Below are 12,731 nucleotides of genomic sequence, written 5' to 3'. Positions count from 1 at the left end.
GAGGTGTTGTGCTTTGGTAAGTTATATTTTTTTAGAATTTTTATAACCTCTAGACGCAATGTCTAGGGGTTTTTTATTTCTAAGACTAAAGTTCTGATTTAACTAGAAATTAAAGTTATTCATATTTAGATTAAGTGTTATAAAGGGAAATATTTTTAGTACATATTGTTTTATTTGATGCAGAAATAGTTAAATCAAATTTTATCTTAAAATAAAAAGATGATAAATGGGAATACAAAATAAAAATATAATTTAAGGAGTAGAATTATTATGTCAAAAAAGAATCAAGTATTTATAGGATTTTTATTAATGTTCTTATTAATACCAAGAAGTGTTTCAGCTATGCATATCATGGAAGGATTTTTACAACCTAAATGGTGTATAGCATGGGGAGTTATAACTATACCATTTATAGTATTAGGATTATTCTCTATTAAAAACAAGGTTGGAAATAATCCAAGACTAAAGATTTTGTTAGCTATGGCAGGAGCTTATGCTTTTGTTCTTTCAGCATTAAAGCTTCCATCAGTTACAGGTAGTTGCTCACATCCTACAGGGGTTGGTCTTGCGGCAATATTATTTGGACCTACAGCAGCATCAGTTTTAGGACTTATCGTACTTTTATTCCAAGCATTACTTTTAGCTCATGGTGGTCTTACTACTCTTGGAGCTAATACTTTTTCAATGGCTGTAGTTGGGCCTTTAGTATCATACGGACTTTATAAATTAGTAAAAAAACTTAATGGACCAACATGGTTAGGTGTATTTTTAGCATCTGCTCTTGGAGATTTAGCAACTTACATGGTTACTTCAGTTCAATTAGGACTAGCCTTCCCAGCAGAGGTTGGAGGAGTTATGGCATCAGTTATGAAATTCATGGGTATATTTGCTGTTACTCAAGTTCCTCTAGCTATAAGTGAAGGAATATTAACAGTCATAATCTTTAATACAATAGAAAATTATGCAAAAGAAGATTTAATGGAACTTAACATTTTTTCAAAGGGGGTAAAATAATGAAAAATAAAAGAGTGTTAACTAATGTGATATTACTATTATTAGTTGTATTTATTACAATAATACCTTTCTTTGTAGCTAAAAATGGAGAGTTTGGTGGATCTGATGATCAAGCAGAAGAAGCAATAACACAAATTGATGAAAACTATGAACCATGGTTCTCACCATTATTTGAACCAGCTAGTGGAGAAATAGAAAGTTTATTATTTGCTCTTCAAGCTGCAATAGGTGCAGGGGTAATTGGCTTTGGATTAGGATATCTAAAAGGCAAAAAGAAAGTGAACGACGAAGTAAATGATAAACATAGATAAATATGCTTATGCATCTAAGTTAAAAAATATTAATCCATCGGAAAAGATGTTTTTTGCCTTAATTACTTTGTGCGTTTGTCTTTGGGCAAATAATTTTATTGTTTCTATGCTTATAATAAGTATTATGACTTTTTTAATAACAAAAGTAGGAAGAACAAAAATAAGAGTTTTTATAAAGTTAATGATGGTACCAATAGCTTTTTTAATAATTGGTATCCTAACAATTGTTGTTAGTTATTCATTAAAACAGGATACATTTTTAGTATCGTTTAAACTTTTTAATGGATGGATTGGAGTTTCAAAAAGTGGAATTATTCAAGGACTTAATATGTTCCTTAAGGTAATGGGATCTTTAAGTTGCTTATATTTTATATCCTTAACCACTCCAATGATAGATGTAATATCAGTTTTAGCTAAGCTTAAAGTACCAAGTTTTTTAATTGAGTTAATAAGCTTAGTGTACAGATTTATATTTATAATTTTAGAAACTTCAGAAATGATGTTTATATCGCAAAATTCAAGACTTGGATATAGAGATATAAAAACATCATATAAATCCTTAGGTGCTCTTGCATCAACACTATTTATACGTTCATTTAAGAGAGCTAATGATTTATATACTGCATTAGAAGCCAGAGGATATAATGGAGAACTTAAAGTTCTAGAAGAACAGGTTCAAAAAAGAAATTACATTTACATTATAACTATAATAATTAATCTTATTTTTATAGGAATAGCTATATTTATTAAGTAGAGTAGGAGGATTTTATGGAAGACTATATATTAAAAGTAGAAGAGCTTAATTATAATTATTCAGATGGAACTCATGCTCTAAAAGGTATAAATATGAATATAAAAAGAGGAGAGGTTACGGCTATATTAGGTGGAAATGGTGTTGGAAAATCAACTTTGTTTCAAAACTTTAATGGTATATTAAAGCCTTCTTCAGGAAGAATACTTTTTGACAATAAACCTATAGATTATTCAAGAAAAGGAATAATGAAACTTAGAGAATCTATAGGGATTGTTTTTCAGGATCCTGATAATCAACTTTTCTCAGCAAGTGTTTACCAAGATGTTTCCTTTGGTGCTGTTAATATGAAACTACCAGAAGATGAAATAAGAAAAAGAGTAGATAATGCATTAAAAAGAACTGGTATAGAACACTTGAAAAATAAGCCAACTCATTGTTTAAGCTTTGGTCAAAAGAAAAGGGTAGCCATTGCAGGGGTACTAGTTATGGAGCCAAAGGTTTTAATACTAGATGAACCAACGGCAGGTTTAGATCCAATAGGCGTTTCAGAGATAATGAAGCTATTAGTAGAAATGCAAAAGGAGCTTGGCATAACAATAATAATAGCAACTCACGATATAGATATTGTTCCTTTATATTGTGATAATGTTTTTGTTATGAAAGAAGGAAGAGTAATATTACAAGGAAATCCTAAAGAGGTATTCGCTGAAAAAGAAGTTATAAGAAAAGTTAACTTAAGATTACCTAGAATCGGACATCTTATGGAGATTTTAAAAGAGAAGGATGGATTTGTATTTGATGAGTTAGATTTAACTATTGGACAGGCTAGAAAGACAATAAATTCTTGGAAAAACAAAATTTTTAATGATTAATATTTAAGTTAGATTAAATTAAGCAAGAAAGGCTTATACCAAATTAATTTGGTATAGGCCTTTTATTAATTTATAATAGTATTTTAGTATAAGAATAATTATATAAAAATTTATTTTTTTAAAAGTTTATACTAATTTTATATAGATTTTAATATTGTAAAGGAAATGTTTTAAAATTTCAAACTAAAAGTGTAATTTTTTTACAAAAAATAAGTGGCTTTTTAAAATAAAGAATTTTTTTTATGACAAAAAATAGTTTTTATTGGTAAAATATGAAATATAATTAAAAAGATAAAAGAGCAATTTAATATTTTATTAATAAGTTATGGTTAAAAAAGGATAAATAGTATAAAAACTCATAATAAATTAATAAATATCCATGGTCGAATTTTGTAATTCTAAAATTATTTACTAATTAGTTAAATAATTTTAGAATATAGTTAAAGGATGATTTATTATCTTAAATTATGGTTTCTCTTTAAATATAAATGATTTTAATAAATTATCTAAGTAATTAAAATTTTATAGGTAAGAAATATGATGTTTTAATAGGAGATGATATTAAAGATTAAAAAGGGAGAGTATGATAAGATGTTTACAAATGAGTTAAAAGATTTATTAGCAGGTTTATATCAGAAATATGGATGTACTCAAGAGGTTCTTCAACTTAGCAATATAATTGATGAAATTATAGTTAAAGAGCAAAGAGAAAGACTAAAAGAATATTATAAATCAAGAAAAAATAATATCTAATTTCAAAAGTTATAAAGCATATAAATATTATTAACTCTAAATTATGAAAAACAATTGAATTATGATTATTACAATTAATTTTAAGGGACTTAAGACTTGGATTTGGTTAACATATATTATAATAAAAAAATCTATATTACAGTTAGTAATATAGATTTTTTATTCATAATATGTATAATTAAACTTCTTTAAATTAATTAAAGTTTATTTAAATGATTTTATACTATTTAATCTATCTTCAAGTTTTTGTTCTGGAGATTTTTTGAAGTCATATCCATAAACGGCATTTTCAAAATCACCATAAGTTGGATTTGGAAGCACTATGTATTTTGTTCCAAAGAATTGAGCTTCTTTATCTACTATTTCTCTTCTTTGTTCATTAGACTTATTATCATATCCATCAGGGAAGTCACCTAAGTTATCTCCACAATAAATTGCAAGATTATAATTCTCTTTTATCTTATCCCATCTAGCATCTTTACTACTTGTATCTGTTTTTAAAAGTATATGATCCTTATCTGAATTTACAAAACCTAATTTTTGCATGTTTTTTATAGTTGCATCAAGTTCCTTTTCTTCACTTCTATTTGAAACGTAGAAAACTTCAAATCCTTTACTTTTAGCATAATCAGTAAAGTCTTTAGCTCCATCTATTGCAGCTGCATCAGCCATTTGTACCCACTCACCAAAGTTTTCCTTTGAGAATAATTCATTATGCTTTATTTCATACCCTGCATGAGGTGAATTATCTATTATTGTTTCATCAATATCTAAGGTAACTGCATAGGGTTTAGCAGTAGGTTCTTTCACCAATTCATCAACATATCTCTTTCCAGAGTTGTATGCTTCATATCTTAAAGCCTTTACTTCTCCAGAATTTTGTTGCCATAAAGTTGCTAAAACATTTCCTTTAACAATCTCTTCAACTGCATTAGCCTTTGTTGTTTGTTCTAACTTAGAGATTTGTTTTGCTTCTTGGTTGTTTTCATAAACTAAAGTACCTCCAGTTCCAACACCAATACCTATTATTGCTGATAATACAATTGCTGTAATTTTTGAGTTTCTCATAATCTCATCCTTTCGTTTGTTACATAAAAATGTACAAAGTATTAAAATAGTTATCAATGTGTTAACGCTTTCATTATATTTTATGTTTCTATTAAAATCAAGTATTTAATTAATAATATATATCTTTTAATAATCAATAATTGATATGTAAAATTATTCTTATAGAAATTTAATTAATAATTATGTAAATAAAAAAAGATAGTCAAATGACTATCTTTTCTATTAAATATAATCCATTGGATTTACATGTTGTCCATTAATTCTTATTTCAAAATGAGCATGAGGGCCTGTACTATATCCTGTAGAACCAACTAAAGAAACTACTTGTCCTTGTTTTACTTTTTGACCTACAGAAACTTTTAATTGAGATGCGTGAGCATATAGAGTACTGAATCCACCACCGTGATCTATTATAACCATATTTCCGTAAGCAGGATGATATTCAGCAGCGGTTACAACCCCATCTTTAGCAGCTACAAATGGAGTTCCTGTTGAAGCTGCAAAGTCTACACCTGTATGAACTTTATACTGACCAGTTACAGGGTGAACTCTTGGACCATATGAACTAGTTATGGTAGAAGAAGCAACTGGTCTTATAAATCCACTTGATGAATTACTAGTTGGAGATGCTGTGCTTGGAGTTTTAGTAAAATATGATTGAATTTCCTTTTCAATTTCATCTTCCCTATCTGCTAATTCTTTAAGTTCAGCATTCTTTTCAGCTTCTAATTCCTCTAATTCGTTTAATTGAGATTTATAAGTATTTAATGTATTTTCATGTTCAGCCTTAACTTCATTAAGACTTTTTTCTTTATCAAGAAGTTCGGCTTTTTTGCTAGCTAATGTAGATTTAGAAGTTTCAAGTTCAGTTTGTCTAACTTCAAGTTCATTTTTTAAAGCTTCAATCTCTTCAATAAGCTTATTATCTGTTTTAACAAGAGTTCTTATGTTTGCTATATTAGAGAATAATTCTCCAAAGTTTTTAGACTCAAGAATCATATATAAAAACTTATCGTTTAAGTTAGATTTATATACGTTTCTAAGTCTTTCACCTAATATTTCTTTCTTTAACTCTTGTTCTTTTTTAGCTTTTTCAATTTCAGTAGTATTTTCTTCAATTGATTTTTCTACTTTACTTATTTCTGAATCAGTTGAAGAAATTTCATTATTTAAAGTTTTTATCTTCTCTTCATATTCAGTAACCTTTGCTTGAGCTGAATTAAGCTCAGCTTGTTTAGCGTCAATGCTATCTTTAATTTCATCGAGCTTTCCCTTTTTAATTTCTTTTTCTTCTGTAATTTGTTTTTTCTCCTCTTGTAATTTATTAACTTCGGGATTTGCTTTAGTTATTAATGGTGCTGAAAAAGCACTAATCATTAAAAAGCTACTCATAAACAAAGATACAATTTTAAGTTTGTTCATTTAATCACCTATCTTTAATATATTTTTCGAGAGTTTTATAGTAATTTCAACAAATTATACCTTAAAACCCTTAGTAATATCCACAAAAAAATTGAAAATTTTAAGTTAACTTTTAAATAAAGGATTAACAAATGGTAAAAAAAGATTATTATATTACAAAAACAATAATATATGTAAAATTAATACATTAATAAGTATAAATAAGATATTTCTTATTATTAAAGAAATTAATATAATATTTATGTAAAAGTTTTTTTGTGGATTTTAAAGAATCAAAGCAAAATGTAAATTTAAATATATGGATGATTTTTAAGTATATACCTTATTCTTAAATTGTTTAGAATAATAGCTAAGATTTGGTTTAAGATAAAATTTAATCTAATATAATTAAATTATTGTTAGACTATTAGAAATTTTAAATATCAACACAAAAAAGAAGGGCAAATAGATAATTGATTAAAAGCTACCTCATATTAATTTATTTTATACAGGCATATTAAGATTAATTTTAAATAATCTTAATATGCCTCTTTTAAATTAGGGATATGTTTATTAATAGTTACCTAAATATTAATTTAGAGTTTTATTAATCAATATAAATATATTTTTGGATTATATGTTTTAGTGATTAAGATTGATACTGCTTGTCAATAATTAAAGTGAATTATAAAAGAGGGGGAATTTCTTATGGCTAGAAAATCATCTAAAAAATATTTAAAAGAGGCAAATGCTCAAATAATATTATTTGTTTTAATTATGATAATAATGAGAATGGTAGTTTTAAACTTTATGAGTGAAATATCAGGAATAGAGTTTGATGAATTATCTAAGGCTAGAATTTATAATGGAGATATTACAGCAACATTATTTTTAGAGAGTCTTGTTAATTTTTTTGGTAACTTCATTTTAGAAACATATAAAGGAATAATTTTGCTTGCAATAATAAATGTATTTATTGCTTCTTATATATTAACTAAAAAAGACTTTACAGGTAATTCTTATTTTAATATGGTCATAGCATATCTATTTTCAGCCATAATAACAGTATTTTTATTATTAGCTGGTATAATTTTATTTTTTGGCATAATGCAATGCATGGTAGTTATAAATTCATTAAAGATAGATGTGTCTTCAGAAATTTTATGGTTAGCCATATCTGTATTAGTAGGAGTAGTCTTTATAAAGTATTTTAGGAAAAGTGTAGTTTTTTCTTTATTTGCATTTTTAATAATATCAGTTTATGCTTCTTACTACACTGATATAGGTAAAAAAGCAATTAACACAGACTATGCTCAATATAGTCTAGAGGAGTTTGCTAATAATTTAAACTTAGTTGGAGAATAGATCTATGTGATTATATTTAATAGTAAATAAGTGTTTTCTATTTATTATTTAGTAAATTAAATTTAATCACTTTAATATATTTTTATTTATTAATTAAAAAACATAGAGAAAATTATATATAAATTAATATGAAAATCTATTTTTGTATGCAAAATGTAAGCGTATTTTTTATATAATCTAAAAATATAGTATAAAATAATACAATATTCTACAGAAAAGTATATTGAATGTAAATTTTATTTAAAACACTTTACCTAGTGTATCTATATAGGAAAAAGTAAGTATTTTAAAGAAAAATATAGAAATAATAATATATTTTATCTAAAACAGAGAGAAGTATTAAATTAAATATGGTTAAAATGGTAAGATAAATTTCGTCAGCAAGAGACACGGCAACAAAACATCAAATAAAAATTTGAAAAAAAGTTGTTGACAAAGTTTCTTAAAGATGTTAAAATAAGAAAGTCGCTTGAGGGCGACAAAGAAATGGTCTTTGAAAATTAAACAGAAGATATTAACATAAACCAGCAATTCTTTTATAAGTAATATGAGTATAGATTAAACTTTTAAATTGAGAGTTTGATCCTGGCTCAGGATGAACGCTGGCGGCGTGCTTAACACATGCAAGTCGAGCGATGAAGTTTCCTTCGGGAAATGGATTAGCGGCGGACGGGTGAGTAACACGTGGGTAACCTGCCTCATAGAGTGGAATAGCCTTCCGAAAGGAAGATTAATACCGCATAACGTTGAAAGATGGCATCATCATTCAACCAAAGGAGCAATCCGCTATGAGATGGACCCGCGGCGCATTAGCTAGTTGGTGGGGTAACGGCCTACCAAGGCGACGATGCGTAGCCGACCTGAGAGGGTGATCGGCCACATTGGGACTGAGACACGGCCCAGACTCCTACGGGAGGCAGCAGTGGGGAATATTGCACAATGGGGGAAACCCTGATGCAGCAACGCCGCGTGAGTGATGAAGGTTTTCGGATCGTAAAGCTCTGTCTTTGGGGAAGATAATGACGGTACCCAAGGAGGAAGCCACGGCTAACTACGTGCCAGCAGCCGCGGTAATACGTAGGTGGCGAGCGTTATCCGGATTTACTGGGCGTAAAGGGAGCGTAGGCGGATGATTAAGTGGGATGTGAAATACCCGGGCTCAACTTGGGTGCTGCATTCCAAACTGGTTATCTAGAGTGCAGGAGAGGAGAGTGGAATTCCTAGTGTAGCGGTGAAATGCGTAGAGATTAGGAAGAACACCAGTGGCGAAGGCGACTCTCTGGACTGTAACTGACGCTGAGGCTCGAAAGCGTGGGGAGCAAACAGGATTAGATACCCTGGTAGTCCACGCCGTAAACGATGAATACTAGGTGTGGGGGTTTCAACACCTCCGTGCCGCCGCTAACGCATTAAGTATTCCGCCTGGGGAGTACGGTCGCAAGATTAAAACTCAAAGGAATTGACGGGGACCCGCACAAGTAGCGGAGCATGTGGTTTAATTCGAAGCAACGCGAAGAACCTTACCTACACTTGACATCCCTTGCATTACTCTTAATCGAGGAAATCCCTTCGGGGACAAGGTGACAGGTGGTGCATGGTTGTCGTCAGCTCGTGTCGTGAGATGTTGGGTTAAGTCCCGCAACGAGCGCAACCCTTGTCGTTAGTTACTACCATTAAGTTGAGGACTCTAGCGAGACTGCCTGGGTTAACCAGGAGGAAGGTGGGGATGACGTCAAATCATCATGCCCCTTATGTGTAGGGCTACACACGTGCTACAATGGCTGGTACAGAGAGATGCAATACCGCGAGGTGGAGCCAAACTTAAAAACCAGTCTCAGTTCGGATTGTAGGCTGAAACTCGCCTACATGAAGCTGGAGTTACTAGTAATCGCGAATCAGAATGTCGCGGTGAATACGTTCCCGGGTCTTGTACACACCGCCCGTCACACCATGAGAGTTGGCAATACCCGAAGTCCGTGAGCTAACCGCAAGGAGGCAGCGGCCGAAGGTAGGGTCAGCGATTGGGGTGAAGTCGTAACAAGGTAGCCGTAGGAGAACCTGCGGCTGGATCACCTCCTTTCTAAGGAATACATCTTAGGACAACTAAGATGATAATGAATTCTGGATAATATCTCTGTTTAATTTTGAGAGACTATCTCTCAAAATTGTTCTTTGAAAATTGCACATAATTTAATTTATAGAAACAACAAGCCAAATTGGCAAAACCAATTTCTATTCTTTGTAAAATGAGAACTATAACTAATATAGGTCAAGCTACAAAGGGCGCATGGTGAATGCCTTGGCATCAGGAGCCGATGAAGGACGTGATAAGCTGCGATAAGCTTCGGGTAGGCGCACATAGCCTGAGATCCGAAGATCTCCGAATGAGGAAACTCACATGGGAAACCCCATGTATCATTAAGTGAATACATAGCTTAATGAAGGTAACCCAGGGAACTGAAACATCTAAGTACCTGGAGGAAGAGAAAGAAAAATCGATTTTCTTAGTAGCGGCGAGCGAAAGGGAAAGAGCCCAAACCGGAAACTTGTTTCCGGGGTTGTGGACATAGCATCAAAGTGGAGGCTATTGTAACTGAAGAGAACTGGAAAGTTCCACCGTAGAAGGTAATAGTCCTGTAAGTGAAACGAGAAGACCACGAGTTATGATCCAGAGTACCACGAGACACGTGAAACCTTGTGGGAAGCAGGGAGGACCACCTCCCAAGGCTAAATACTACCTGATGACCGATAGTGAAGCAGTACCGTGAGGGAAAGGTGAAAAGAACCCCGGGAGGGGAGTGAAATAGAACCTGAAACCGTGTGCCTACAACCGCTCAGAGCCCCTTATGAGGGTGATGAGGTGCTTTTTGTAGAACGAGCCAACGAGTTACGGTATGTAGCAAGGTTAAGTACTTAAGGTACGGAGCCGAAGGGAAACCGAGTCTGAATAGGGCGACTAGTTGCATGCCGTAGACCCGAAACCGGGTGACCTATCCATGGCCAGGTTGAAGCGAGGGTAAAACCTCGTGGAGGACCGAACCACGTTGCTGTTGAAAAAGCATGGGATGAGCTGTGGATAGCGGAGAAATTCCAATCGAACCCGGAGATAGCTGGTTCTCTCCGAAATAGCTTTAGGGCTAGCGTCGAGTATGAGTAGTGGAGGTAGAGCACTGAATGGGCTAGGGGGCATAGCGCTTACCGAACCTTATCAAACTCCGAATGCCACATACTTTGAGCTCGGCAGTCAGACTACGAATGATAAGATCCGTGGTCAAAAGGGAAACAGCCCAGATCGTCAGCTAAGGTCCCAAAGTGTAAGTTAAGTGGGAAAGGATGTGAGATTTCTAAGACAACTAGGATGTTGGCTTAGAAGCAGCCATTCATTAAAAGAGTGCGTAATAGCTCACTAGTCGAGAGATCTTGCGCCGAAAATGTAACGGGGCTAAACTTACCACCGAAGCTACGGGCTTGAACTTATGTTCAAGCGGTAGGAGAGCGTCGTAACCGGGCTGAAGTCGTACCGTAAGGAGCGGTGGACTGGTTACGAGTGAGAATGTTGGCATCAGTAGCGAGATGTGGGTGAGAATCCCACAGGCCGAAAACCTAAGGTTTCCTCAGGAAGGTTCGTCCGCTGAGGGTTAGTCGGGACCTAAGCCGAGGCCGAAAGGCGTAGGTGATGGACAACTGGTTGATATTCCAGTACCACTACCATCGTTATTATCGATGGCGTGACGCAGGAGGATAGTGTGTGCTAGCTATTGGATGCTAGTCTAAGCGTTTAGGTAGTGAGAGTAGGCAAATCCGCTCTCATAATGCTGAGGCGTGATGGGGAAGGTTCCACGGAACCGAAGTACATGATTCCACGCTGCCAAGAAAAGCGTCTAGAGAGAGAAGTAGTGCCCGTACCGCAAACCGACACAGGTAGGTGAGGAGAGAATCCTAAGGCCGGCGGAAGAATTACAGTTAAGGAACTCGGCAAATTGACCCCGTAAGTTCGCGAGAAGGGGTGCCTACGAGAGTAGGCCGCAGAGAATAGGCCCAAGCAACTGTTTAGCAAAAACACAGGTCTCTGCTAAAGCGTAAGCTGATGTATAGGGGCTGACGCCTGCCCGGTGCTGGAAGGTTAAGGGGAACACTTAGCGCAAGCGAAGGTGTGAACTTAAGCCCCAGTAAACGGCGGCCGTAACTATAACGGTCCTAAGGTAGCGAAATTCCTTGTCAGGTAAGTTCTGACCCGCACGAATGGCGTAATGACTTGGGCACTGTCTCAACTGTAAATCCGGCGAAGTTGTAGTGCGAGTGAAGATGCTCGCTACCCGCGATTGGACGGAAAGACCCCGTAGAGCTTTACTGTAGCTTAGCATTGAGTTTTGGTATTGTCTGTACAGGATAGGTGGGAGACTAGGAAACCAGGGCGTCAGCCTTGGTGGAGTCAACCTTGGGATACCACCCTGACAGTACTGAAATTCTAACTGGCGGCCATGAATCTGGTCACAGGACATTGTTAGGTGGGCAGTTTGACTGGGGCGGTCGCCTCCTAAAAAGTAACGGAGGCGCCCAAAGGTTCCCTCAGAACGGTCGGAAATCGTTCGAAGAGTGCAAAGGCAGAAGGGAGCCTGACTGCGACACCCACAAGTGGAGCAGGGACGAAAGTCGGGCTTAGTGATCCGGTGGTACCTCGTGGGAGGGCCATCGCTCAACGGATAAAAGCTACCTCGGGGATAACAGGCTGATCTCCCCCAAGAGTCCACATCGACGGGGAGGTTTGGCACCTCGATGTCGGCTCGTCGCATCCTGGGGCTGAAGTAGGTCCCAAGGGTTGGGCTGTTCGCCCATTAAAGCGGCACGCGAGCTGGGTTCAGAACGTCGTGAGACAGTTCGGTCCCTATCCGTCGCGGGCGTAGGAAATTTGAGAGGAGCTGTCCTTAGTACGAGAGGACCGGGATGGACTGACCTCTGGTGTACCAGTTGTTCCGCCAGGAGCACAGCTGGGTAGCTAAGTCGGGAATGGATAAACGCTGAAAGCATCTAAGCGTGAAGCCAACCTCAAGATGAGATTTCCCATAGCGTAAGCTAGTAAGATCCCTTGAAGAACACAAGGTTGATAGGTCGGGGGTGTAAGCATGGTAACATGTTCAGCTGACCGATACTAATAGATCGAGGGCTTGACCAAATATAGTAAATTAAATATGT

The 12,731-nt window shown here is 34.9% G+C and carries 8 protein-coding genes and 2 rRNA genes; 8 read left to right on the top strand and 2 right to left on the bottom strand.

Annotated elements, in window-relative coordinates:
- Nucleotides 1-270 precede the first annotated feature (270 nt).
- The 5 genes from I6G60_RS00595 to I6G60_RS00575 all read left to right on the top strand — a co-directional run bounded on the left by I6G60_RS00595 (nt 271) and on the right by I6G60_RS00575 (nt 3,704).
- On the top strand, nt 271-1,014 hold the full coding sequence (locus I6G60_RS00595; RefSeq protein WP_003457455.1) for an energy-coupling factor ABC transporter permease: 744 nt from the start codon (nt 271-273) through the stop codon (nt 1,012-1,014).
- Complete coding sequence (locus I6G60_RS00590) at nt 1,014-1,325, top strand: energy-coupling factor ABC transporter substrate-binding protein (RefSeq protein WP_003452599.1); 312 nt, start codon at nt 1,014-1,016, stop codon at nt 1,323-1,325. The genes I6G60_RS00595 and I6G60_RS00590 overlap by 1 nt, the downstream gene beginning before the upstream one ends.
- The gene (gene cbiQ / locus I6G60_RS00585; RefSeq protein WP_096071742.1) at nt 1,309-2,079 is read left to right on the top strand and encodes a cobalt ECF transporter T component CbiQ; all 771 of its coding nucleotides are present in this window, start codon (nt 1,309-1,311) and stop codon (nt 2,077-2,079) included. Before I6G60_RS00590 ends, cbiQ begins: the two co-directional genes overlap by 17 nt.
- 14 nt (nt 2,080-2,093) lie before the next feature.
- The gene (locus I6G60_RS00580) at nt 2,094-2,951 is read left to right on the top strand and encodes an ATP-binding cassette domain-containing protein (RefSeq protein ID WP_057258258.1); all 858 of its coding nucleotides are present in this window, start codon (nt 2,094-2,096) and stop codon (nt 2,949-2,951) included.
- A 555-nt stretch (nt 2,952-3,506) separates the two neighbouring features.
- On the top strand, nt 3,507-3,704 hold the full coding sequence (locus tag I6G60_RS00575) for a hypothetical protein (RefSeq protein WP_003457595.1): 198 nt from the start codon (nt 3,507-3,509) through the stop codon (nt 3,702-3,704).
- 204 nt (nt 3,705-3,908) lie between these two features.
- Here the strand turns inward: I6G60_RS00575 and I6G60_RS00570 are convergent, their stop codons facing one another.
- Both I6G60_RS00570 and I6G60_RS00565 read right to left on the bottom strand, forming a co-directional pair.
- Nucleotides 3,909-4,772, bottom strand: a complete 864-nt coding sequence (locus I6G60_RS00570; protein WP_003457483.1) for a 5'-nucleotidase, lipoprotein e(P4) family — start codon at nt 4,770-4,772, stop codon at nt 3,909-3,911.
- 222 nt (nt 4,773-4,994) lie between these two features.
- Complete coding sequence (locus I6G60_RS00565; protein WP_042262022.1) at nt 4,995-6,194, bottom strand: murein hydrolase activator EnvC family protein; 1,200 nt, start codon at nt 6,192-6,194, stop codon at nt 4,995-4,997.
- A 687-nt stretch (nt 6,195-6,881) separates the two neighbouring features.
- On the opposite strand from I6G60_RS00565, the gene I6G60_RS00560 reads away from it, so the two are divergent.
- From I6G60_RS00560 to I6G60_RS00550, 3 genes are all read left to right on the top strand, one after another.
- A complete protein-coding gene (locus I6G60_RS00560) occupies nt 6,882-7,538 on the top strand; it encodes a hypothetical protein (protein ID WP_003457542.1) in 657 nt (218 codons plus the stop codon).
- A 567-nt stretch (nt 7,539-8,105) separates the two neighbouring features.
- Nucleotides 8,106-9,618, top strand: a 16S ribosomal RNA gene (locus I6G60_RS00555).
- 187 nt (nt 9,619-9,805) lie between these two features.
- Nucleotides 9,806-12,711 (top strand): 23S ribosomal RNA (locus tag I6G60_RS00550).
- The 16S and 23S rRNA genes sit together here, the layout of an rRNA operon.
- The last annotated feature ends 20 nt before the right edge of the window (nt 12,712-12,731 follow it).

It is taken from the genome of Clostridium perfringens, from assembly GCF_016027375.1.
Lineage (GTDB): Bacteria > Bacillota > Clostridia > Clostridiales > Clostridiaceae > Sarcina > Sarcina perfringens.
Note: the sequence above shows the minus strand (reverse complement) of the source record. Positions and strands in the feature narration are given on the sequence as shown.

Coding starts and splice junctions, on each gene's coding strand:
- cbiQ (WP_096071742.1), top strand. CDS start 1,309: ATGATAAACATAGATAAATATGCTTATGCATCTAAGTTAAAAAATATT.
- I6G60_RS00580 (WP_057258258.1), top strand. CDS start 2,094: ATGGAAGACTATATATTAAAAGTAGAAGAGCTTAATTATAATTATTCA.
- I6G60_RS00570 (WP_003457483.1), bottom strand. CDS start 4,772: ATGAGAAACTCAAAAATTACAGCAATTGTATTATCAGCAATAATAGGT.
- I6G60_RS00560 (WP_003457542.1), top strand. CDS start 6,882: ATGGCTAGAAAATCATCTAAAAAATATTTAAAAGAGGCAAATGCTCAA.
- I6G60_RS00595 (WP_003457455.1), top strand. CDS start 271: ATGTCAAAAAAGAATCAAGTATTTATAGGATTTTTATTAATGTTCTTA.
- I6G60_RS00575 (WP_003457595.1), top strand. CDS start 3,507: ATGATATTAAAGATTAAAAAGGGAGAGTATGATAAGATGTTTACAAAT.
- I6G60_RS00565 (WP_042262022.1), bottom strand. CDS start 6,194: ATGAACAAACTTAAAATTGTATCTTTGTTTATGAGTAGCTTTTTAATG.
- I6G60_RS00590 (WP_003452599.1), top strand. CDS start 1,014: ATGAAAAATAAAAGAGTGTTAACTAATGTGATATTACTATTATTAGTT.